Source organism: Klebsiella sp. PL-2018 (genome assembly GCF_019048985.1).
In the GTDB taxonomy this organism is placed as follows: Bacteria; Pseudomonadota; Gammaproteobacteria; order Enterobacterales; family Enterobacteriaceae; genus Klebsiella; species Klebsiella michiganensis.
This window is the reverse complement of record NZ_CP077673.1, coordinates 2449861-2472825: the sequence shown is the minus strand read 5'-3', so window position 1 is coordinate 2472825 and position 22965 is coordinate 2449861. Positions and strand designations below refer to the sequence as shown.

The window sequence follows — 22965 nt, the reverse complement described above, 5'->3', positions numbered from 1 at the left end:
CGCGAGGCAGCCCGAATGACTGTGTGTATCATTTTAAAAAGCGCCATCATCCTGCGATGGCGCGGGGGTCATGCCCGGTGGCTGGCAGGCATTCGCCTGCGGCACCAGACTGATTTCGACACGGCGGTTATGCGCCCGGCCTTCGGCCGTGTCGTTGGGGGCAACGGGTCGGCTCTCGCCGTAGCCCTGCACCGCAAAACAGCTCTCCGGCACGTCGCCGGTGTCGCGCATCCAGTCGCGCACCGATTCGGCACGCTTAAGCGAAAGTATCTGGTTGGATTTATCGTCGCCGGTGCTGTCGGTATGGCCCGCCACCACAATCAGCCAGCCGGGCTTCGCTTTGATGCCCACCAGTGAGTTCACCAGCAGCTTTGTCGAGCCGGGCTTCAGCGCCCACCTGCCGGTGTCGAACAGCGACATGCTGTCGAGGCGGATGATTTTCGGTTGTGGCTTTAGCGCAGGTGCCGGCGGTGGCGCATACGTATCAATAGCCTTCTGAAGCGCCAGCCATACACGCAGGCCGGGGTAATAGCCGAGCGCGTACCGGAGTGGTTCGCCCTGCCGCTGCCAGCGCTCCAGCAGAAGAGCATCCTGTTTCAACGCCAGGAGGGACTGAGCCCTGGGCTCATCATGATTCTCGGGAATGGCATACCAGCGCTGGAGATCCGTTGAGACCTGGCGAATCAGCGCCGCGTTATTCACAGCAGAAAAAGCCAGAGCTGCCAGAGCGCACGCCAGAACCCATAAAACGAGACGACGAGAGCGTTGCCCCCCCTGTACTGGAGCGCAGTAAGGCGCGAGCATCGGTAATACCGCATCAGGAAAATGCTCCGTTACTTCCGCCGCCCCCTCTGCCTGCGGAAAAATCAGATGGGTCAGGCGAAAAAGGCGATGTGACCACAGCGAAGCACGATCGGCAGAAGCCACACCGCTTCGAATCACCACCGCAAACGGGTGAACCGCCGGAAGGAGCCGATCTTCCTTCGTCAGTTCATCCGCCAGAATGGCGCGCATAACAGCAAAGGCCTCCCATAGGACAGGCATCAACGCAAGATGTTGAGCGTCCTGTTGCCAGTCATCCACCGCCTGCGGCGTTTTATCAGCCGGATATACCGCCAGCTTATCGCCACAAACAACAAGCCACGGCGTTGCAGGACCGGAAAATTCACCGCTCAGAACCATCGGCGGCGTGAATCCAATTATCTGACCCAGCAGCTTCATTTGCTGACGCAACGCTTTCAGGGACGCGCGCAGTACGGCTTCATCCTGATGTCTGTCGGGCTGGCAGGAATACATAACGGCGAGCTGTCCGCCCTGATGCGGCTGCTGTTCGTGAATATCGCGAACAATGTCGCTTAGCCTGTTGACGTCATTCACCCTCAGCCACCAGCCCTGCGCGGTTTTGCGCAGTGTTTGCCCCTGGAACAACGCGTCCAGCTCATCCCCACAAACGAGAACAACAGGTCCCCCGGCATCAAACAGCAGCAGTTCACAGGTGGACATTTCACCCTCCGCCATCGTCTGAACAGGGCAACGCTTTCTCCAGACCTGCCAGAAGGCCAGTGCGACAATGCACACCGTCATCACGCCCTTAAACAACGTGCCTGCCGGAATGAATCCCCATAGCAGCCACAGAAACGCGGCGACAGCCGCCAGAACGTGAAGTATCAGAGAAACCATGACCGATTTACGCATCAATGAGGTAACTCCGGTAACTGAGCGGATAACAGCCCCTGGAGCCAGAGGTGGCCTCCCCACCATGCCACGGCAGCGATCACCGCAGCCGTAGCAGCCCAGAACCAGACTGAACGCAGGATGCTATAGCGATGTTTTCGGGTCCGGCGAACCACCAGAGAGATATCCGCATTCAGAGGCGGCACCTGCTCAGAAAGCGCTTTAATCACCTCTTCCCGCTGTGACTGGCTAACTGAACTGATGCTGTATAATCCGCGAAACCCCAGCGCGATCACCCGGTGATAACAGGTCAGAACGGCTATATTCGGCGCAGGCTGCCGTAAGACCTCAGTGATACGATCCCAGAGGGCTTCGCCTGCGTGTAATGACCCGAAATAGCGCGCCTGTAGCGGCGCTTTTCGCCATGCCGCCTGACCCGCATCAGCTTCGGCACCTGCACTCAGCGTTCTGCTCATTACCACTTCGTCAAGCAGCGCACATTGCGCATAAGAGATATGCCCGATGCTTGCCTCATCGTACCCGGCGCGCTCCAGCGCCTCGCGCACGCCTTCCACGTGTTTACAGCAGGTGTCATATAACGCGCTGCCGTCGGGCGTTGTTGCCCCTTTCTTAAGCATGGTGACGGTAAGCCAGGTTTCCGCCATGAGTTCATCAATATCAATGTCTTTTCTCATGATCGCAGTACCGCAAACAGTTCAAGTTCCAGCCGTCCCAGGAGGGCCGGCACGTAAAACATGCATACCCCCTGCTCCAGCATGTCCCGGGCCGCAGAGCTCTCCATATCCAGCGCGAAGTACTGGTTTTCCATCCGCACAGGTAACGCTGCCGGAACGCGGCTAACGGCAATGAGCGGGATCCCCTGCAGCGCGACGGCGGAAATCGCATTCACCTCATCCGGTGAACCCGCCTTGCATAACGCAGGGAATTTCTCAGCTACCTGCCAGGCCGGAACATCAGACCGGACAGAAAGATAGAGATCGGCGTCTTCGCGCAGGCGAGCGTCGTGCAGCGCGGCTTTCCACGTCTGCTCGTCCGGTCGGGACATCTCCAGTGCGACCACTCGGGACGGCAAACTGGCCTCCAGCAAAGCAGTGATGAGTTCAAACAGTGGAGGAAACGTTTTTTCAGGTTCTGCATGGTCATAGGCGGGAATGGCATCCAGATCGCTGTCGAGAGAGAACGTCAGCATGCTGCCCGCCAGACGGACGAGCTCTGCCCACACCTGCTCCGGATGACGGGCAGGAGAACGTTCAAACTCCACCAGCACGCGCGCATGGGAGTTAAGCGCATTGAGCAACCAGAAAAGAGAGACGTCCGCCACAGCGAAATCGGCCAGGCGTTCGTTGCTCTCGCGGCGCATGGACATCAAACGCTGACGGCGGGAACGAAGCTGACGATTCAGTAGCGCCAGTCTTTCACGCATCGCCGGACTGGCAGAGAACAATGCCAGGGGTGGAATAAATGTCGGATCCTGGCACCATCCCTGTCGATCGCGGATCAACCGCGCGATCGCGCAGCACTGCCATGACGCGTTATCTTCATGGTCAAAACGGATCGCCAGGTTAAAGCGGGCAACGGCAACGGACTCCTCCTCGCTGCCAAACGCATCCTGAACATTCACCCACTCCTCACGGTAGCGGAGCGGCCGCTCGGTCATAGCCGATTCCCGCTGCACATTATTCAGCCCAGGCTGCATGAGCGGCAGCGCAATCATCACCGTGACCGCGTCTGAATGCTGCGCTAACTCCAGTTCCCGAGGTTCAGGCGGCAGATCGCTGACGGCCGTATCCACCAGCGTGCCATCAGGCAGCCAGAGCCGCAGTTGAGAGATCTGAATCAGGCCCGAGCCCAGCAGCCTCTCATCGAATTCAACCCGCTCAACCCCCCATGAAAACGGCGAAGAGAGAGCCGCAACGCCTGTGCTGCGAAAAGATTCCCACGCTGACTGCTGCTGGAATTGCTGAGGGGACAGCAGCGCCCCCTCACACCACAGCGGACGATAAATTTTCATCCCTGCCCCCGCCTTACGCTTTCGCTTTCGGCATCTGACTGACCAGAGACAGGTTCACGTCCATCCCTTCCACCTGGAAGTGCGGCACCGCGTACAGCTTCACGCGGAAGAAGCCCGGATTGTCCTCGATATCTTCCACCACCACCTTCGCGTCGCGCAGCGGGTGTGAGGCCTGCAGCTCGTCGCCCGGGTCGGTCATCTCCGTCACCAGACCGCGCACCCAGGTGTTGAGCTCCAGCTCCAGCAGGCGGCGATCCTTGGTGGTGCCGATGTTTTCACGCTGAACGAGCTTCAGGTAGTGCGCAATGCGCGACAGCAGAAAGATATACGGCAGACGGGCGTTGATGCGGCTGTTGGCGGTGGCGTCGGCGGTGTCGTACAGCGCCGGCTTCTGGGCCGAGTTGGCCGAGAAGAAGCAGGCGTAGTCGCGGTTTTTGTAGTACGACAGCGGGATAAAGCCGAGGCTGGCGAACTCAAACTCGCGGGTTTCCGGGATCATCACCTCCGACGGGATCTTCACCTGGTTGCCGGTGCCCAGATCGTAGAGGTGGATCGGCAGATCTTTCACCGCTCCGCCCGCCTGCGGGCCACGGATCTGCACGCACCAGCCGTTATTAATAAAGCTTTTCACCATGTTGGACGCGAAAGAGAACGAGGCGCTGGTCCACAGGTATTTCTCGTGGTCCGGGCCTTTCACCTGCTCGACGTAGTTGAAGCTGCGCACCGGCACGGTGTCCGGTCCATACGGCAGGCGGCCCAGCACGCGCGGCATCACCAGGCCGATATAGCGCGCGTCGTCGGTGTCGCGGAAGGATTTCCATTTGATGTACTCGGCGCGGTCGAAGTAGTTGCCGATATCCTTGATGGCGGCAACCTCTTCCATGGACTCTTTCAGAAAGAAGGCCGGACCCACGGCGCCGATAAACGGCATATGCGCCGCGGCGGAGACGCCGGAGATGTTGCGCAGCAGCGCCACGTCCTGCGGGCTGGCGTCGAACTCATACGCGGAGATCACCGAGCCAATCGGCTCGCCGCCCGGGGTGTCGTACTCGGCGGTGTAGGTGTGCCAGTAGAGGCCGCTCTGAATCAGCTCCGGCGCGTCTTCAAAGTCCTGGCGCAGATCGTCTTTGGAGACGTCCAGAATTTCGGTTTTGACGTTCTGGCGGTAGTCGGTGCTGTCCACCAGCTGCTTCAGGCCGCGCCACAGGGATTCCACCTTCTGGAACTCAGGATGGTGCATCACCGCGTCCAGCTGGCGGCTGATTTGATAGTCCAGCTCCGCGATATGGTGGTCAATCAGGGTCTTGTCGAGCTTCTCCACGGTCTTTCCGGACTGACGGATGCAGTCCATAAACACCTGCATCGCCGCCGTCAGTCGTTCGCCCGCCGGGGCGTCGGACAGCGCGGCATCATCCAGAAAGTCGTTAATATCGCCCAGGCGGGACGCCGGGGTCAGGTTGATTTTGTCAAACAGGGAGGCGTAAACGCTCTCTTTTTCCAGTACAGCAGTCTGCCCCTGCGCGGGGGCGGTTTCAGTATTTACAGACATCAGCATATTCCCGGTTAATCCATTAAATAACGCACGCCGTTTATTTCGGGGCCAGCGCGCTCATTTCGTCGCGTAATTCCTGCGTCAGCGCCGGATCTTTCAGGATTTTCTCGAGCTCTTTTCTGAAAGTGGCGTTATCAAGCAGGTTGGATTTGAGGTCGCGTAATAAATTCCGCATCGCCAGCATGGCGCGGAGCTGGGGGATCTGGCGGGCCACCTGCTCCGGTTCGAAATCTTTCATATCGGCGAAGCGGAGCTGAATATTTTCTTCGGCGCTATCGCCGGCCAGCGTGTTCTGTACCGTGAGGCTGATTTCCGGGCTGAATTCCGAAAGTACGCTGTTGAAGTTATTTTTATTGACGTTGATTTTTGCTCTTTCCGATAATGGCCGGTCTTCTTTGCCATTACTGAAATCACCGATGGTGAGGAGTTTCAGCGGCAGCTCGACTTTCTTCTGCGCGCCTCCTGTGTGCAGAGCCAGCTTTAAATTAATGCGTGCCTTGGGCACCTCATTCTGGAACGTATCAGCCATAGCGGTCCCTTCCCGTGAGGAATAATGTATTAAAGATAACGGTGTGTGATGACCCGGATATAGTAGAGCAAAGCGCCAAAAAATATCAACCAGCCTGTTGCAAAGTCCATTATAAGACTTTCCTCAGGCATCTTAAGGCAAATGTAAAAATGAAATGCATGAGACAAACAAAGCCGGTATGTAATAACAACCATTTGCTTACAATAAAGGCAGAATGTATACCTCATGCAGCAATATGAATTAAATTCATATCTGAATACACAGAGTTGATTGATGCAAATCAATATGTAACGCAAATACTGGTCATTCCGAATACTGAAAAGCGCGCGAGCAGGGGCGTAAGAAATAAATTATTTTTTATTCTTCACAGGACATGAAAAACCCAGCTCTGGGCATGAACATGGTTATAATTAATGGCTGACAGGATTAATATAAAACTTACAAATAATACTTGTCAGATATCCGGTATCGATGGTTAAACCGGACAACGTATAGAGTCGCGCTGAGCGAAAAAGAAATAGCGGCATTTTATTCAGCGGATATATTAAAACACAACTTACAATAATGCCTCTCACTCATATCATGCCCTATAACCTTCCTTGCGCCCTCCCCGTGGACAGAGAGAGACAGCGTCTTTCTACGGTGAGCCATCCCAGACAAGTCGCCAGAGAGAACATTCAGCGTTAATGATCCCTCATATCATAACCAGACTGCCCGGCCTCAACGCTGCACTTTCCCCCTCAGCCCTTCTCTTTACCGCCACAGATTCAAAACCTTGATCTTCTCCGTGGCTCAGCGCAGCATGGAAATGCAAACACACTAAAACAAGAATTCGCAACCCAATCACAGGAGAGAATCAGTGCAAACAGGACATCGCTTCCAGGCTACGGATCTGCATCAATTTGTTAAAACCCTTTTCACCCATATGGGAAGCTCCCTCACCGAAGCATCGCTTATCGCCGACCATCTGATTGCCGCTAACCTGGCCGGGCACGATTCCCACGGCGTCGGCATGATCCCAAGCTACGTACGCTCCCACGCGCAGGGCTATCTCCAGCTCAATCGCCACGCCAGCGTGATGAAAGACGCGGGCGCGGTGGTCACGCTGGACGGCAACGGCGGCTTCGGCCAGGTCGTGGCCCATGAAGCCATGCAGATCGGCATTAAGAAAGCCAGAGAGCACGGTATGGCCGCCGTGGCGCTGCGCAATGCGCACCATATTGGCCGCATCGGCTACTGGGCGGAACAGTGCGCGGCCGCCGGAATGATCTCTATCCATTTCGTTAACGTCGTTGGCAACGTGATGGTCGCCCCGTTCCGTGGGAAAGACAGCCGCTTCGGTACTAACCCGCTGTGCGTGGTGTTCCCGCGCGCCGGCCATCCGCCGCTGCTGCTGGATTACGCCACCAGCGCCATCGCCTTCGGTAAAACCCGCGTCGCCTGGCATAAAGGCGTCCCGGTACCGGCGGGGTCGCTGATCGACGCTCACGGCGTCCCCACTACCGACCCGGCGGTGATGCAGACGTCGCCGCTGGGGGCGCTGCTGACCTTTGCCGAACATAAAGGCTACGCGCTGGCGACGCTGTGCGAAATTATCGGCGGCGCGGTATCCGGCGGTAAAACCTCGCATCAGGAGACGCTGCAGGGCAGCGTGGACGCTATCTTCAACTGCATGACCACCATTATTCTCAGCCCGGAAGCGTTCGATGCGCCGGATATGCAGCGCGAGACCGAAGCGTTTATCGACTGGTGTAAACGGTCGCCGCACGACCCGGACGCGCCGATTCTGGCCCCGGGCGAGTGGGAAGAGGCTAACCGCCAGCAGCGTCTGGCGCAGGGGATACCGCTGGACGCCGGCAGCTGGCAGGCGATTTGCGCCGCCGCCGAAGAAGTCGGTTTACCCGCCGACACCCTCGCGCAGCTGCGCCAGAAGATGGCCTGATTTTTCCTCGATGACGCCCGAACGGGCGTCATGTCATCGTCATTAGTGTCGACATCACCGCCGCCCGCCCCGCCTGATCAACTATTCTATACAAATTCAATAAGTTAAGTTTTGGCACAGCGTATGCATAACGCTCCCGTCATTTGCCGGTGCGCTGGCTCATGACGCCCTGACAAAGGCGGGCCGGGCCCGGTCTGTCGTTGTTGTTTATTCTCTGTTAACAGGTCTGTTACTGATGAAAAAAATCACGAGCGTTTGCCCTTATTGCGGGGCCGGTTGCAAACTTAAGCTGGTCGTCGAAAACAATAAAATTCTCCGTGCCGAAGCCGCCGATGGCGTCACCAACCAAAATCAGCTGTGCCTGAAAGGCTATTACGGCTGGGATTTCCTCAACGACACCCAGCTACTGACGCCGCGTCTGCAGCAGCCGATGATTCGCTATCAGAAAGGCGGTAAGTTCACCCCGGTCAGCTGGGAGGAAGCTATCCGCTATACGGCGAATAAACTGCGTGAAATAAAGGAGAAGCACGGCCCGCGCGCCATTATGACGACCGGTTCATCGCGCGGTACCGGGAATGAAACCAACTATGTGATGCAGAAATTCGCCCGCGGCGTGCTCCACACCAACAACGTCGACTGCTGCGCCCGCGTTTGCCACGGCCCGTCGGTAGCCGGGCTTCAGCTGGCGCTCGGTAACGGCGCGATGAGCAACTCGATTAGCGATATCGAAAACTCGAAATGCCTGCTGGTCTTTGGCTATAACTGCGCCGACTCCCACCCTATCGTCGCCCGCCGGGTGATTAAAGCTCGCGAAAACGGGGCGAAAATCATCGTCTGCGACCCGCGCCGTATCGAAACCGCCCGCATCGCCGATCGCCATCTGCAGCTCAATAACGGCAGCAATATGGCGCTGGTCAACGCCTTCGCCCACGTGCTGCTGGAAGAGGATCTGTATAACCACGACTACGTCGACCGCTTTACCGAGGGGCTGGACGCCTATCGCGAAACGGTGAAAGACTATTCCCCTGAAGCCGTCGAAGGGATCGTCGGCGTGCCGGCCGCTGAAATTCGCCAGGCGATGCGCATGTTTGCCGCCGCGCCTTCCGCCACCATTATGTGGGGCATGGGCGTCACCCAGTTCGGCCAGGCGGTGGACGTCGTCAGAGGGCTGGCGAGCCTGGCGCTGTTAACCGGTAACCTCGGACGCGCCAACGTCGGCGTGGGGCCGGTACGCGGACAAAACAACGTCCAGGGCGCCTGCGATATGGGCGTCCTGCCGAATATGTTCCCCGGCTACCAGGACGTCACCGACGCCAGCGTTCGCGATAAGTTTGCCAAAGCATGGGGCGTTAACCCGGCTGTCATGGACGACCAGGTCGGTACCCGGATCACCGAAGTGCCGCACAAAGCGCTGGCTGGCGAAATCAAAGCCTACTACATCATGGGTGAAGATCCCCTGCAAACCGAAGCCGATTTAGGCCTGGTGCGTAAGGGGATTGAAGCGCTCGATTTTGTGGTGGTGCAGGATATCTTTATGACCAAAACCGCCGAAATCGCCGATGTACTGCTGCCCGCCACCTCCTGGGGGGAACACGGCGGCGTCTTTACCTGCGCCGACCGCGGCTTCCAGCGCTTTGAGCAGGCGATTATCGCTACCGGTAACGTTAAGCGCGACTGGGAAATCATCAGCCTGCTGGCCAGCGAAATGGGCTATCCGATGCATTACGATAATAACCAGCAGATCTGGGACGAAATGCGCGAGCTTTGTCCGCTGTTCTACGGCGTCACCTACGAGAAAATGGGCGATATGAACCACGTCCAGTGGCCGTGCCCGACGCTGGATCACCCCGGTACGCCGTGGCTGTATAAAGATAACCTCTTCGATACGCCAACCGGCAAAGGCCAGCTGTTCGCCGCCCCGTGGCGCGCGCCTGCCGAGACGCCGGATGAAGCGTATCCGCTGGTGCTCTGTACCGTGCGCGAAGTCGGCCACTACTCGTGTCGTTCGATGACCGGCAACTGCGCGGCCCTGCAATCGCTTGCCGATGAGCCGGGCCGGTTGCAAATCAATCGCGCCGACGCGCAGCGCCTCGGTATCGCCGACCAGCAGCTGGTGTGGGTCAGCTCGCGGCGCGGTAAGGTGATTACCCGCGCCGACATCAGCGATCGCATTAACGAAGGCGCGGTGTATATGACCTATCAATGGTGGGTCGGCGCCTGTAATGAGCTGACGCAGGATAATCTCGACCCGATCTCGAAAACGCCGGAAACCAAATACTGCGCGGTGAAGGTGGAGGCTATCGCGGATCAGCGCTGGGCCGAGCAGTATGCCTGGACAAGCTATAGTGAGATGAAAGCCCGCCTGAAAGCGGCGGTGAACGTGTAAAACAACGCGGGGAGATGCGCGCGTCTCCCTTCATATCCACTTTTGCTCCCGGGGGCTGCGCTCAACATGCCTTGCCCTAGCTACAGATTCACCGCCATCTGCGGATCGGTAGCCCGGACAGATGCGCAGCATCGCCTCCGGGAAATTCAGCTACTCTGCGCTCTGTTCCCGGGGGCGGCGCGCAACGCGCCTTGCCCGGGCTACAGGTTCAGTGCCGTCTGCGGGCCGGTAGCCCGGACAGATGCGCAGCATCGCCTCCGGGATCGGTCTCTTACGCCAACAGTTTCTCCACCAGCGCCGTCCACAGCGCCACGCCGTGCGGGATCAGCGCATCGTTAAAATCATATCCGGCGTTATGTAGCGGCTTTGATGCCGTCTCGCCATCGGTGCCAATCCAGAAATAGGCGCCCGGGCAGGCCTCCAGCATGCAGGCAAAATCTTCCGAGGCCATAGAGGGATTGCCGTTCCAGCTCACCGCCGATTCCCCCAGCAGCGCGGTCGCCACCTCGCGAACCTTTTGTGCTTCAGCCGGGTGGTTGGTGGTGACGGGATAACCGGGATACCAGGCGATTTTGCCTTCCACGTCTGATACCTGCGGCTGGGCGGCGACATAGCTTTCAATCAGCCCCCTGACCCGCTCACGCACCTGGTTATTCAGACAGCGGAAGGTTCCGCGCAGCACCACTTTATCCGGCAGCACGTTGATCGCCTCCCCGCCGGAAATCTGGGTAATGCTTACCACCGTGGATTCCTGCGGCGACAGGCGGCGCGACGGAATGGTTTGCAGCGCCATAATCAGCTGCGCCGCGGCGACAATCGGGTCCGCCCCGCGCTCCGGCATCGCCGCATGGCAGCTCTTGCCGGTCAGGGTAATTTCAAACGCATCGAGAGAGGCCATCATCGCCCCGCTGCCGATCGCCACCTGGCCCAGCGGCATACCCGGCCAGTTGTGCAGCGCGTAAATGGCATCCATCGGGAAGCGCGCAAACAGCCCCTCTTCCACCATCTTACGCGCGCCGCCCAGGTTCTCCTCAGCGGGCTGGAAAACAAAGTGAACGGTGCCGCGAAAGCGGCGGGTTTGCGCCAGATGCGCCGCTGCCGCCAGCAGCATTGCGCTATGGCCGTCGTGGCCGCAGGCGTGCATCACGCCCGGATTACGCGATTTATAGTCGACGTCGCTCTGCTCGGTGATCGGTAGCGCATCCATATCGGCCCGCAGGCCAATTACCGGACCCGGGCCGTTCTCCAGCGTCGCGACCACGCCGGTGCCCGCCAGACCGCTATGCACCTGAAGGCCAAATGAAGCGAGCAGTTCAGCGACCCGGCGAGAGGTTTCCTGTTCCTGATACCCCAGCTCAGGGCAAGCATGAAAATCACGTCGCCAGCGAATGGCCTCGGCGATCAGTGAAGGGGATACAGCCATGTCTTACTCCTTTCCTGCACAGCTTCAGCGCTGAACGAGTGTTTTATGCAATACGTTAGGGCTACAGGTAACCCGCTAGCCTATTGGTTATATCCTTTCGCCCGCTCGCTGACAACTGCCGCCAAACCCTGCGCCAACGCGCCTTTGCGCGGCATCCCGCCTGCACTGCGTTTTTTTGTAGTCATATCAACGGTGACATAAGGCGTGCGATTAATTATTATGCAGCTATACTGGCGTTTTGCCGAATAATTCACTCTACAGACCTCCTTAACCGGAAATAAAATGTTCAACCCAGAGCAGAATCGTCTTGCCCCCACGCTGGCGATGATCATGGCGGCTTCATTAGTGGGATTTATCACCGGATACACGGTGCCCTTAATCAGTCTGGAGCTGGCGCAGCAGCAGGTTGATACCGTTTACGTCGGCCTGCTGGCCGCGCTACCGCCAGCGGGGATGATGATCTCCTCCTTCCTCTCGCCCGCGCTGTGCCGGCGCTTCGAGATGGGGCTTCTGCTCTCCGTCAGCCTGGTGGCGCTGGCGGCGGCAACCATCGCCTCCTGCCTGTCGTTTGATATGGTTCATCTCCTGCTGCCGCGGCTGGTGACCGGCCTGGCGTCAGGGGTGATTATCGTCATTGGCGAAAGCTGGATCACCGGCGGCGCGGCGGGTAAAAACCGGGCAACCCTGACCGGCATTTATGCCTCCGCCTTTACCGGCTGCCAGCTGGCGGGGCCGCTGCTGATCTCCGCCGGAGAAGCGTATCAATCATGGACTCTGCTGCTCGTCGGACTGGTGACCCTCGCCTGTCTGCTGATGCTCCGCCATTTGCCCTCCGGCAGCCGCGAACGGCTGGCGGAACGCGCCAGCTGGCGCAGCCTCGGCGCCTTTTTGCCAGTACTGGCTTCCGGCGTATTCTGCTTCGCCTTTTTTGATGCCAGCATACTGGCGCTGCTGCCGCTTTACGGTATGGATAAAGGGCTGAGTGAAGTGACGGCGGTACTGCTGGTCACCGTGGTATTAACCGGCGATGCCGTATTCCAGGCCCCGCTGGGCTGGATTGCCGACCGCTTCGGTATCCGCCGCGTACATCTGACCTGCGCGGTGGTCTTCTGCCTCGCCCTGCTGGCCTTACCGTTCCTGCTGGTGTCGCATATCCAGCTGATTGTCGGCTGCCTGCTTCTCGGCGCTGCGGCGGGGGCGCTCTATACCCTGTCGCTGGTCCGCGCCGGGAAGACCTTCTCCGGACAAAAGCTGATTATGATCAACGCCCTGCTGGGGTTCTTTTGGTCCGCGGGGAGCGTCGCCGGACCGGTGGTGAGCGGATTGCTGATCAGCGTTGCGGGGTATGATGGTCTGCTGATGACGCTGTTTGTCAGCGGCGCGCTGTTCTTGCTGATTCAGTGCCTGGGTAAAAGCGAAAAAGCCCTGCTGGCGGACGAACGCGAGCGCGAAGAAGAGATGGATGATATTAGCGAGGCGGCGCAGTAACGCTTAAGGGCAGGCACGGTTCGGCAGAACGAAAGCTCCCTCATCGCCCGCGCAGGGTCTTCTCCCCGGCAGCGCAGTCGCGCGCCGGGAGCCGTTACAGCACTTTACTTAAAAATGCGGCGGTGCGCGGGTTAGTCGGCGCGCTAAAGATCTGCGCCGGTTTCCCCTCTTCCTGAATGATGCCCTGGTCGATAAAGATAACCCGGTCGGCCACTTCGCGGGCAAAGCCCATCTCGTGGGTTACGATTACCATGGTCATCCCTTCGCTGGCGAGGTTTTTCATCACCTCCAGCACGTCGCCCACCAGCTCAGGATCGAGCGCCGAAGTGGGCTCATCAAACAGCATAATCGACGGCTTCATCGCCAGCGCGCGCGCGATGGCCACCCGCTGCTGCTGCCCGCCGGAGAGGCTGGAGGGCCAGGCGTCGCGCTTGTCGCTCAGCCCGACCTTCGCCAGCAGCTCTTCCGCCAGACGCACCGCCTCCGCGCGCGCCGTGCCGCGCAGGCTCATCGGGGCCATAATCAGATTTTCCAGCACCGTTTTGTGCGGGAACAGATTGAAGCGCTGAAAGACCATGCCGACGCTTTCCCGCATCTTATTCAGATCGGTGGCGCGATCGTGGGCAGCGAAGCCGTTTACCTCAACCTCGCCTTCGCTGACGGTTTCCAGCGCGTTCATGCAGCGCAGAAAAGTGCTTTTCCCGGAACCGGACGGGCCGATAATACACACGACTTCCTGCGGCTTAATGTCGCAGCTGATGCCGCGCAGAACGTGGCTGTCGCCGAAGCGCTTGTGTAAATTATGAATGTGAATCACTTTTGCCAAACCTCTTTTCCAGACGGTTAACCAGCTGCGCCAGCAGGAAAGTAATAACCCAGTAAACCAGGGAGATGGTCAGGTAGGGTTCCCAGTAGGTGGCGTAGGCGCCGGAAACGGTGCGCGCGGCGTAGGCCAGATCCGCCAGACCGATGGCCGACGCCAGCGAGGAGTCCTTAACGATGGCGATAGCGTTGTTGCCCAGCGGCGGCAGAATGCGGCGAAACGCCTGCGGCAGAATCACCTGACGCATGGTTTTCCACCACGGCATTCCCAGCGCGCGGGAAGCTTCCATCTGCCCCTTATCGATCGACTGGATCCCTGCGCGGAAGATCTCCGACACGTAGGCCCCGGCATTCAGCGTAATCGCCACGATACAGGAGAGAAACGCGCCGTAGTTTGAGCGCAGCTCGCGAGCGAAATCAGCGCTCATCATGCCGCTGGTCACCAGCAGTCCGTCGCGCGGGTTGATAAACAGCGGCACCAGCGCGAAGTGCACCACCATAATTTGCACGAACAGCGGCGTACCGCGAAACGCGCTGACGTAAAAGCGCACCGGAAACTGCACCAGGTAACGCAGAACGTATTTCCATACCCCGTGCTCGGCTTTCGCCATCCGCCCCAGCCCGAGGGTCAGCCCCCACAGGGTGCCGAGGATCACGCAGATAATGGTACATTTAATGGTCATCAGGGCACCGTCCATAAACAGCGGACCGTACTCCTCAATGATCTCCCAACGGAATCCCGTCATAGCCCTTCCCTAAAAAATACGGCTATCGCCAGAGTCGATAGCCGTGATGAAAATAAAAATGCGAATTATTGCGCTGGCAGCGTCGGGACATTCTCGTCGAACCAGGTTTTATAGATTTTGGCGTAGGTGCCGTCAGCGATGATTTTCTGTAAACCGGCGTTGATCTTCGCCTGCAGCTCGCTGTTGCCTTTCGCCACCGCGATGCCGAAATACTGGCGCTCAAATTTGGCATCCGGCACCAGCTTGAACTGCTTCTCCGGGTGCTGCTTGATGTAGTATTTCACCACGCCGACGTCGCCGACCGCCGCGCTCACGCCGTCTTCAAACAGCTCCTGCAGCATCAGCGGAGTATTATCAAAACGCTTGATCGCGGTACTGTTCTTGCCCAGCACGTCGGAAACCACGATATCGCCGGTGCTGGAGTTCACCACGCCGACTTTCTCGTTTTTCAGCGCCTCAAGGGAGGAGACCTTTGAATCCGCCGGCACGACGATGGACTGCTCGGCCGGGAAATAAGGGGCGGAGAAATCCACCATCTGCTTACGCTTATCGGTGATAGTGATCCCGGAGATAATAATGTCGCGGTCGCCGGTGTTGAGGGTGGCGAAGATCCCTTCCCACGGCGTATTGACCAGTTTGATATCAAAGCCTTCCGCTTTGGCGATCGCTTTGATGATATCAATATCAAAACCTTCCAGCTGTTTCTGGCTGTTCTCGAACTCAAACGGGCGATAGGTTCCGCCGGATCCCACCACGTAAGTTTGCTGAGCCGCGTGGGCGGTGCCGATCATCGCCGCCACCAGGCAGCATGCTTTCATCCACTTCTTAACCATGACAACTCCGTTTTATGCATTAATTTTGCATAAAAATACACACTGTCAGCATGGCATGCAACCGGAAACCTTCCCGACGGTAAATTATCTGCCGTTTAGCTTCGTTTACCGCCGGATTTCCCGATGGCCCGATGCAATTCATTGATCCGCTTCATCGATTTCACCGTTTTTTGCGGCACGGTGGAGGCGACCGACAGCACGATCATCTCCAGGCAAACCAGCACCGTCCCGTGCAGCGGCACCCGCCCATTATCGCCGCCGCGCGGCACCTCAATGACCACCTGCGCCTCCTGGCTAAAGCGGGAGTCCAGCGCCTGGGTGAGTAAAATCGTCGGGATCCCCAGACGGCGGGCCTCGCGCAGGGTCGTCATCCCCTCCCGGTGCGGCGACTTCTGCCCCATCATAATCAGCACGTCGCCGCGCTGCAGGCCGATCAGCTGCTCGGCGAGGCTAAACCCGGTGCGGTTCATTACGTACGAAGGCAGGCCGATGCGGCTCAGCAGCCTGGCGGTATACTCCGCCAGAATGCCCGAGGCGCCGATCCCAAAAATCCCCACCTGGCGCGCGTCGGTCAGCAGCGCCACCGCCTGGGCCACCGCGGCGCGGTTGTCGGGGCGCGCAAGCACTTCGCAGGCCCGCTGATGCCCTTCCAGCACGAAATCGATGCTCGAATTGACGTCGCTGGATAAGGCGCTCACCGTGGAGATCATTTTTTCCGACGAGGTCGCCGACGGGCCGAACCAGCGCTCCATGGTCTGCTTCAGCTCCCGCAGTCCGGCGAAGCCGAGCGCCTGGATGGCGCGCACCACCGTGGCGTCCGAGGTATTGGTCGCGGCGGCGATTTCCATGGCCGTGCGCTCCAGCACCGCTTCCCGGTTTTCGTTGATATAGCTCACCACCGCCAGCAGACGCGGCGACAGCTGATGCGCGCGGGCGCGAAAACGTTCGCCGAACAGGTCAACCCGCCCCTTCTCTCTTTTGACCACCGTTTTCATTTCAGCCCCTCGGGCAAAGGACGACCGGCAATGTGCGACTGTACCTGGGCGACCATCAGCGACAGCGCGGCGTAGGAGTTAGAGATAACCTCCTCGCGCGGCAGCAGAATGTAGCGCCCGGTGCGGCAGGCGCGCATAAAGTCGCACCAGCCGGGCATCACGCCCTCCATCGCCTGCAGCTCATCCTGCGGCCTGCCGCCGGTATCGGAACGCCAGGTGGCAAATACGAAATCGGCATCCAGCGCCGGCAGCTGCTCGGCGCTGACGTCAATACGCTGGCCATCGGGGATGTTGTCAATCAGCGGCGGGAAGCGGAATCCGGCATCGCGCAGCACGCGTCCCAGCGCATGATAGGCGTGATGCACGGTAACCTTGCCGTTGTTGGCCTGAATCACCGAGACTACGATGTTTTGCGTATCCACCATCGCCTTTAGCTGGGCTATCTGCGCCTGATAGCGGCGTTCGAGGATTAAGAGCCGCGGCTGGGTACCGGTGAGCTGCGCCAGCTTGCGGTAGATGCGCGGCGCGCTGCCCTGCAGGTGGTCGATGCTGACCGTTGGCGCAATCTTCTCCAGCTGCTCCACCGAAACGTGACGGCTGGGCTCGGTAATAATCAGGTCCGGTTTCGCGGCGGCCACCGCTTCGAGATCGATATCCGCCGTGCCGATAAACCGAATCGCGCTGTTATCGAAATCAACGCCGGTCAGCTGTGCGCTGGCGCGTAAAAAGTGGCTGCCGTCCGGACGCGTCCTCCCGTGGCTGGCCACCGGCGGGACGCCAAGCTCGATCAGCGGGATGGTGATATCCAGATCGTGCAGCGACACAATGCGCTGCGGGTGCAGCGGAACGGTCACCGTACGACCCAAATCATCGGTAAAGGTTTGCGTATCGGCGGCCGAGGCGACGCCCGCCAACAGCACCAGCAGAGAAACGAACCAACGCATAGCGATCCTTTTTGATTTACAGGGCGTCACGGCGACGCCAGAGCAGAACGATAAAAAACGGACAGCCGACCAGCGCAATCACGATCCCTGCAGGGATCTGCAGCGGCGCGAAAGCCAGTCGGCCAATTGTATCGGTGGCTAACACCAGCAGCGCGCCAACCAACGCGCTGCCGCAGAGCAGCGCCACCTGGCCGCCGCGCAGCAGAAACCGCGCCATATGCGGCGCCATCAGGCCAACGAAGCCGAGGCTTCCGACGCAGGAAACGCTGGCGGAGGTCAGCAGCACCGGCGCGAAAAAGCGCAGCAGGGTTAGCTGCTGCAGGCGTACGCCGAGACCAATGGCAGTGCGGTCGCCGAGCAGCGCCGCATCGGCGGCCCTGGCGGTCAAAAAAAGGATCAGCGCCCCGGGCAGTGCCCAGCAGAAGGCGACGGCCAACAGCGGCCAGGTCGCCGCGTGCAGGCTGCCCGCCAGCCAGATCATCGCCGTTTGAACATCGCGCACGTCGGCGGTGGTCATAAAAATGCCCACCGCCGCCGCCAGCGTCCACGACACGCCGATGCCGATGAGAATAAAGCGCGGGCGCGAACAGTCGCGGGCCAGCGCCAGAACCAGCAGCGCCACCAGCACGCCGCCGAGCATTCCCGCCAGCGGCCGCCAGACCAGGCCCACCGCCGGGAAGAACAGCACCAGCGCCAGAACGACAATACTGGCCCCCTCCTTCACCCCGATAAGCCCGGGATCCGCCAGACCGTTGCGGGTAATGCTCTGCATCGCCGCGCCGGCCAGACCGAGCATCGCCCCGCACAGCAGCGCCATAAACAGCCGCGGCAGGCGGATATCAAAGAGGATAAATCGCTGCTGTTCGCCCACGATGTCCGCCCCCAGCAGCGCACGGAACAGGGTACCGGAGGGCATCGGGAAGCTGCCGCGGGTCAGGCCAAACAGCGCCAGCAGCAGGATGACGAGCAGCGCGACAGCGGCGATTCTTACCGCCGCAGGGCGCAGCAGAATGTGCCAGCGGCCGCAGGTCAGCGGCCGAAAGCCAGCGCGACGGACGGCGCTTTTCATTTAAAAAACCTCGCGGCGATAAAAATAAATACCGGCGCCCCCACCAGCGCGGTCATCGCGCCGGTTGCCAGCTCCTGGGGCGCAACCAGGGTACGAGCGGCGATATCCGCCAGCAGCAGCACCAGAGCGCCAACCGGAGCGGCCAGCGGCAGCGCCAGGCGAATATCTTCGCTAATCAGCCGGCGCACCGCGTGGGGGACCACCAGCCCGACAAAGCCGATCGGCCCGGCCACCGCCACCGCCGAGCCGCACAATAGCGCAATGGCGGTCAGCCCCAGCAGGCGGGTCTGAACAATCTTTACCCCCAGCCCCAGCGCGACCTTATCGCCCAGCGCCAGCACGTTAAGACGCGGCGCGATGACCAGCGCGATCGTCACTCCCGCCAGCGCCGGGAGCAGCGCAGCGCGCAGCGTTTGCCAGTTCAGCCCGGCAAGATCGCCCGCCAGCCAGGTGCGCATCGCCAGCAGCGTTTGTTCATCGAGGATCAGAATCGCCGCGGTGACCGCCGAGGCAAAGGCCGACAGCGCCACCCCGCACAGGGTAATGCGCAGCGGCGTGACGCCGCCGCGCCCGGACGACGACAGCAGCATCACGCCGCCAAACAGCAGCGCCGCGCCGCAGGCGGCGGTGAGCGGTCTGGCTAACGCTACGCCGCCGAGGCTGATTCCCAGCGCCGATGTCGCCACTACCGCCAGCGAAGCGCCGGCGTTAAGGCCGAGAATATGCGGCTCGCCCAGCGGGTTGCGGATCACGGTTTGCAGCAGCAGCCCCGCCACGCCGAGCGCCGCGCCGGTGAGCAGCGCCGCCGCGAGACGTACCAGGCGTAAATCGACAATAATTCGGTGGTCAAAATTGCGCGGATCGTAATGGAGCAGCGCCTGCAGCACCGTTTGCGGCGCAATCCAGCGCGCGCCGAGCCCGAGATGCACCAGCGAGCCGCCCAGCAGCAGCAGGCTCAGCAGTACCAGCGCCAGCCGGGGGCGGGATTGTCGGCGCGGCAGCAGCAGCGCGGAGGCGCTCATAATGCCTTCTCCTCACGGGCGCGGAACGGCATAAAAAAGGGCTTACCGGTCTGCGGGTTGAGCGACATCTGCACGTCCACGTCAAAGACGGTTTTGATCAGCTCCGGCGTGCAGATTTCCTGTTCATTAATCACCCCGGCGATCGCGCCTTTTTTAAGAAACACCAGCAGGTCGGCGTAGTTCACCGCGAAGTTCAGGTCGTGCAGGACGGTGACCACCGTGCGGCCGTGATCGCGGGTTAAGGTTTGCAGCAGTTCAAGGATGTCGACCTGATAGCGCAGATCGAGCCAGGTGGTGGGCTCATCCAGCAGAATCGTCGCCGTTTGCTGGGCGAGAGCCATCGCGATCCAGCAGCGCTGACGCTGGCCGCCGGAGAGGCTATCAACCGCCAGGTGGGCAAACTCTGCGGTACCGGTGAGCCGCAGCGCCTCTTCTACCGCCCGTTCATCGGACTCGGACCATTGTCGCATCAGCCCCTGCCAGGGGTAGCGCCCGCGCGAAACCAGTTCAAAAACCGTCAGCCCTTCCGGGGTCAGCGGCGATTGCGGCAGAATGCCCAGCCGACGGGAAACCTCCCGGGTCGGCATCTGATGAATCACCTCGCCGTCCAGACGTACGCAGCCCCCCAGCGGCTTGAGCATCCGGGCGATAGTCGACAGCAGCGTCGATTTCCCCGAGCCGTTGGCGCCGGCCAGTACCGTCATTTTCCCGTGGGGGATGGTCAGATGAATATTGTCGACAATTAGCGTCTGGCCATATCCGGCCGACAGGGAATCAAGGACGATCCCCTGCTCTGCAGGCAACACCCGCTGTGGCATAACTCGCTCCCGCGCCGCAACGGCGTGGCGCCAGGCCCGCTCGTTCCGCACTCAAACAAAAATAAATCTCATTCTCTTTTGATCATGCGGTGGATGAATGTAGTAGTCAATACCCTATGACGGCGCCGGCCGCGCGGGTTTACTACCAAAATCTGCACAACATAAAATGACTTTAATAATCAATTAAAACAATAATATATGAAATTTTCACCCAGCCCATTCCTCGCTAATTGATTGATTATTTGTTTCGTCAGTTTTTTATCTTACATAACGTTTACTACTACATGCCTTCATGATTGAATGATTCTCAATTACATATCTGGCGCGCGTTGCGGCGTAAAAAACAGCCAGGTTTATTTTTCAGGGCAATGATTTTATTGGCTTTACCTCTCCGCAAAGGCGAGGTTCGTTCACGAGACACAAAAATGATTCCACTCAATGTCCCTTATTCGGCATTAAAAGGGCGTGCGCTTTTTTCACTGATTTTTTTCACCTCACCGGGATTATTGGCAGCGGTTAATAGCGCCGATAAAACAAAGAAACCCGCTGACGAGACCATAACGGTCGTGGCCGACGGCACTCGGCAACGCGCCACCCAGGGATATCAGCCGGTCAATACCTCGACCGCCACGCTGACTACTATGCCGATGCTGGATATTCCGCAGGTGGTCAATACCGTCAGCGAGCAGGTGCTCGAGGATCAGCATGCGACGAACCTCGATGAAGCGCTGTATAACGTCGCCAACGTGGTACAAACCAATACCCTCGGCGGGACCCAGGATGCCTTCACCCGCCGCGGCTTCGGCGCTAACCGCGATGGTTCAATCATGACCAACGGCCTGCGTACCGTGCTGCCGCGCAGCTTCACCGCCGCCACCGAACGCGTCGAAGTGCTCAAAGGCCCGGCCTCAACGCTGTACGGTATTCTCGACCCCGGCGGATTAATCAACGTGGTGACCAAACGCCCGGAGCGCAGCTTCGGCGGCTCCGTCTCCGCCACCTCCACCAGCTTTGGCGGCGGTACCGGCCAGTTTGACGTCACCGGCCCCATCGACGGGACTCAGCTGGCGTATCGGGTAATTGGCGAATATCAGCATGAAGATTACTGGCGTAATTTCGGCAAAGAGAAGAGCAGCTTTATTAACCCCTCCCTGACCTGGTTCGGCGAGCGGGCGACGGTGAACGTCTCATATTCGCACCGTGACTACAGTGCCCCATTCGATCGCGGCACCATCTTCGATCTGAATACCGGCCATGCGGTGAACGTCGATCGCAAAACGCGTTTTGATGAACCGTTTAATATTACCGACGGTTATTCCGATCTCGCGCAGCTGAATGCCGAATACCGTCTCAGCGACGCCTGGACCGCCCGCTTCGACTACAGCTACAGCCAGGATCATTACAACGACGATCAGGCCAGGGTAATGGCCTACGACTCGGCGACCGGCAACCTGACCCGCCGCGTCGATGCCACCCACGGTTCCACCCAGAAAATGCACACTACGCGGGCGGATTTACAGGGCAACGTGGTCATTGGCGGTTTCTACAACGAGATCCTCACCGGCCTGGCCTATGAGAATTACGATCTGCTGCGCACCGATATGATCCGCTGTAAGAACGTCAAGGGTTTCAATATCTATAATCCGGTCTACGGCACTGTTGGCAAATGCTCCAGCGTTTCGGCATCCGACAGCGACCAGCGTATTCAGCAGGAGAGCTACGCGGGCTACCTCCAGGACGCGCTCTATCTTACCGATAAGTGGATTGCCGTCGCCGGGGTGCGCTATCAGTATTACACCCAGTACGCCGGTAAGGGCCGCCCGTTTAACGTCAATACCGACAGCAGCGACCAGAAATGGACGCCGAAAGCGGGCCTGGTGTATAAGCTGACGCCGTCCGTCTCGCTGTTCGGTAACGTGGCGCAGTCGTTTATGCCGCAGTCCTCTATCGCCAGCTATATTGGCAATCTGCCGCCGGAAGAGTCGACGTCTTACGAGCTGGGCGCGAAGTTCGATCTGTTCAACGGCGTCACCGCCAATATCGCGCTGTTTGATATTGATAAGCGCAACGTCCTCTACACGGAATCCGTGGGCGATGAGACGGTGGCAAAAACCGCCGGTAAAGTGCGCTCCCGCGGCGTCGAAGTGGACGTGGCCGGGTCGCTGACCGATAACCTGAGCGTTATCGCCAGCTACGGCTATACCGATGCGAAGGTCACCGACGATCCGGATTACAAAGGCAAACCGCTGCCGAACGTGCCGAAACACACCGGTTCGCTGTTCCTGAGCTACGACATTCACAATGTCTACGACAGCAATACGCTGACGGTGGGCGGCGGCGGTCGCGCGGTGAGCAAACGTTCCGGCACCAACGGCGCGGATTATTATCTGCAGGGCTATGCGGTGGCGGATGTGTTTGCGGCCTATAAGATGAAGCTGCAATATCCGGTGACCCTGCAGGTTAACGTGAAGAACCTGTTCGATAAGACCTATTACACCTCCTCCATCGGCACCAATAACCTCGGCAACCAGATCGGCGATCCGCGGGAAGTACAGTTTACGGTGAAGATGGATTTTTAAGCCTCATCCCTGTCCCGGATCGCGGCGTGCGGCGCCTTCTCCGGGCTAGCACACTGTAGCCCGGGGGCGGCGCGGCCCCCGGGAATCTCCGCCAAACGGTCAGAATCAGCA

General features: G+C 59.4%; 17 protein-coding genes and 1 pseudogene. 4 read left to right on the top strand and 14 right to left on the bottom strand.

The window, feature by feature from the left end; all coding sequences use genetic code 11:
• Positions 1-33 precede the first annotated feature (33 nt).
• The 5 genes from MKleb_RS11425 to tssB are packed head-to-tail and all read right to left on the bottom strand — an operon-like array spanning position 34 to position 5787.
• Entirely contained in the window at positions 34-1695 is a 1662-nt protein-coding gene (locus MKleb_RS11425; protein WP_217076667.1) for an OmpA family protein, read from the bottom strand.
• Positions 1695-2369, bottom strand: a complete 675-nt coding sequence (tssL, locus tag MKleb_RS11420) for a type VI secretion system protein TssL, short form (RefSeq protein ID WP_025108177.1) — start codon at positions 2367-2369, stop codon at positions 1695-1697. The genes MKleb_RS11425 and tssL overlap by 1 nt, the downstream gene beginning before the upstream one ends.
• On the bottom strand, positions 2366-3706 hold the full coding sequence (gene tssK / locus MKleb_RS11415) for a type VI secretion system baseplate subunit TssK (protein WP_217076666.1): 1341 nt from the start codon (positions 3704-3706) through the stop codon (positions 2366-2368). Before tssK ends, tssL begins: the two co-directional genes overlap by 4 nt.
• A 13-nt stretch (positions 3707-3719) precedes the next feature.
• Complete coding sequence (tssC, locus tag MKleb_RS11410; protein ID WP_025108179.1) at positions 3720-5255, bottom strand: type VI secretion system contractile sheath large subunit; 1536 nt, start codon at positions 5253-5255, stop codon at positions 3720-3722.
• 40 nt (positions 5256-5295) lie between these two features.
• A complete protein-coding gene (tssB, locus tag MKleb_RS11405; RefSeq protein ID WP_014229069.1) occupies positions 5296-5787 on the bottom strand; it encodes a type VI secretion system contractile sheath small subunit in 492 nt (163 codons plus the stop codon).
• A gap of 859 nt (positions 5788-6646) precedes the next feature.
• Between tssB and MKleb_RS11400 the strand changes: the two genes are divergently transcribed.
• Positions 6647-7729, top strand: a complete 1083-nt coding sequence (locus MKleb_RS11400) for a malate/lactate/ureidoglycolate dehydrogenase (protein ID WP_025108180.1) — start codon at positions 6647-6649, stop codon at positions 7727-7729.
• Between the two features lie 235 nt (positions 7730-7964).
• The gene (fdhF, locus tag MKleb_RS11395; protein ID WP_025108181.1) at positions 7965-10115 is read left to right on the top strand and encodes a formate dehydrogenase subunit alpha; all 2151 of its coding nucleotides are present in this window, start codon (positions 7965-7967) and stop codon (positions 10113-10115) included.
• Between the two features lie 271 nt (positions 10116-10386).
• Here fdhF and MKleb_RS11390 read toward each other — a convergent pair whose 3' ends face one another.
• Positions 10387-11538: a M20 aminoacylase family protein gene (locus MKleb_RS11390; RefSeq protein WP_025108182.1), complete on the bottom strand. Its 1152-nt coding sequence runs from the start codon at positions 11536-11538 to the stop codon at positions 10387-10389.
• A gap of 282 nt (positions 11539-11820) precedes the next feature.
• Between MKleb_RS11390 and MKleb_RS11385 the strand changes: the two genes are divergently transcribed.
• A complete protein-coding gene (locus tag MKleb_RS11385; protein ID WP_025108183.1) occupies positions 11821-13026 on the top strand; it encodes an MFS transporter in 1206 nt (401 codons plus the stop codon).
• A gap of 94 nt (positions 13027-13120) precedes the next feature.
• On the opposite strand, the gene MKleb_RS11380 is transcribed toward MKleb_RS11385, so the two are convergent.
• The 8 genes and pseudogenes from MKleb_RS11380 to MKleb_RS11345 all read right to left on the bottom strand — a co-directional run bounded on the left by MKleb_RS11380 (position 13121) and on the right by MKleb_RS11345 (position 20275).
• Positions 13121-13843, bottom strand: a complete 723-nt coding sequence (locus MKleb_RS11380; protein ID WP_025108184.1) for an amino acid ABC transporter ATP-binding protein — start codon at positions 13841-13843, stop codon at positions 13121-13123.
• Positions 13827-14594, bottom strand: coding sequence for an amino acid ABC transporter permease (locus MKleb_RS11375; protein ID WP_004102832.1), 768 nt, complete (start codon positions 14592-14594; stop codon positions 13827-13829). Before MKleb_RS11375 ends, MKleb_RS11380 begins: the two co-directional genes overlap by 17 nt.
• A gap of 65 nt (positions 14595-14659) precedes the next feature.
• Complete coding sequence (locus tag MKleb_RS11370) at positions 14660-15427, bottom strand: basic amino acid ABC transporter substrate-binding protein (RefSeq protein ID WP_004851663.1); 768 nt, start codon at positions 15425-15427, stop codon at positions 14660-14662.
• Between the two features lie 95 nt (positions 15428-15522).
• Entirely contained in the window at positions 15523-16422 is a 900-nt protein-coding gene (locus tag MKleb_RS11365; protein WP_025108185.1) for a MurR/RpiR family transcriptional regulator, read from the bottom strand.
• Positions 16419-17392: pseudogene (locus MKleb_RS11360) on the bottom strand (iron-siderophore ABC transporter substrate-binding protein); the annotation flags it as partial. The gene MKleb_RS11365 and the pseudogene MKleb_RS11360, both read right to left, overlap by 4 nt.
• Entirely contained in the window at positions 17383-18435 is a 1053-nt protein-coding gene (locus MKleb_RS11355) for a FecCD family ABC transporter permease (protein WP_025108186.1), read from the bottom strand. The pseudogene MKleb_RS11360 and the gene MKleb_RS11355, both read right to left, overlap by 10 nt.
• On the bottom strand, positions 18432-19457 hold the full coding sequence (locus tag MKleb_RS11350; RefSeq protein ID WP_025108187.1) for a FecCD family ABC transporter permease: 1026 nt from the start codon (positions 19455-19457) through the stop codon (positions 18432-18434). Before MKleb_RS11350 ends, MKleb_RS11355 begins: the two co-directional genes overlap by 4 nt.
• A complete protein-coding gene (locus tag MKleb_RS11345; protein WP_217076665.1) occupies positions 19454-20275 on the bottom strand; it encodes an ABC transporter ATP-binding protein in 822 nt (273 codons plus the stop codon). Before MKleb_RS11345 ends, MKleb_RS11350 begins: the two co-directional genes overlap by 4 nt.
• Positions 20276-20781: 506 nt before the next feature.
• Here MKleb_RS11345 and MKleb_RS11340 point away from each other — a divergent pair.
• The gene (locus MKleb_RS11340) at positions 20782-22854 is read left to right on the top strand and encodes a TonB-dependent siderophore receptor (RefSeq protein WP_217076754.1); all 2073 of its coding nucleotides are present in this window, start codon (positions 20782-20784) and stop codon (positions 22852-22854) included.
• Positions 22855-22965: the final 111 nt, after the last annotated feature.

Bases quoted from the DNA above. Each gene is read 5' to 3' on its own strand.
- MKleb_RS11365 (WP_025108185.1), bottom strand. From the start codon at position 16,422: ATGAAAACGGTGGTCAAAAGAGAGAAGGGGCGGGTTGACCTGTTCGGC.
- MKleb_RS11390 (WP_025108182.1), bottom strand. From the start codon at position 11,538: ATGGCTGTATCCCCTTCACTGATCGCCGAGGCCATTCGCTGGCGACGT.
- MKleb_RS11370 (WP_004851663.1), bottom strand. From the start codon at position 15,427: ATGGTTAAGAAGTGGATGAAAGCATGCTGCCTGGTGGCGGCGATGATC.
- MKleb_RS11355 (WP_025108186.1), bottom strand. From the start codon at position 18,435: ATGAAAAGCGCCGTCCGTCGCGCTGGCTTTCGGCCGCTGACCTGCGGC.
- MKleb_RS11350 (WP_025108187.1), bottom strand. From the start codon at position 19,457: ATGAGCGCCTCCGCGCTGCTGCTGCCGCGCCGACAATCCCGCCCCCGG.
- fdhF (WP_025108181.1), top strand. From the start codon at position 7,965: ATGAAAAAAATCACGAGCGTTTGCCCTTATTGCGGGGCCGGTTGCAAA.
- tssC (WP_025108179.1), bottom strand. From the start codon at position 5,255: ATGTCTGTAAATACTGAAACCGCCCCCGCGCAGGGGCAGACTGCTGTA.
- MKleb_RS11345 (WP_217076665.1), bottom strand. From the start codon at position 20,275: ATGCCACAGCGGGTGTTGCCTGCAGAGCAGGGGATCGTCCTTGATTCC.
- MKleb_RS11385 (WP_025108183.1), top strand. From the start codon at position 11,821: ATGTTCAACCCAGAGCAGAATCGTCTTGCCCCCACGCTGGCGATGATC.
- tssL (WP_025108177.1), bottom strand. From the start codon at position 2,369: ATGAGAAAAGACATTGATATTGATGAACTCATGGCGGAAACCTGGCTT.
- tssK (WP_217076666.1), bottom strand. From the start codon at position 3,706: ATGAAAATTTATCGTCCGCTGTGGTGTGAGGGGGCGCTGCTGTCCCCT.
- tssB (WP_014229069.1), bottom strand. From the start codon at position 5,787: ATGGCTGATACGTTCCAGAATGAGGTGCCCAAGGCACGCATTAATTTA.
- MKleb_RS11425 (WP_217076667.1), bottom strand. From the start codon at position 1,695: ATGCGTAAATCGGTCATGGTTTCTCTGATACTTCACGTTCTGGCGGCT.
- MKleb_RS11375 (WP_004102832.1), bottom strand. From the start codon at position 14,594: ATGACGGGATTCCGTTGGGAGATCATTGAGGAGTACGGTCCGCTGTTT.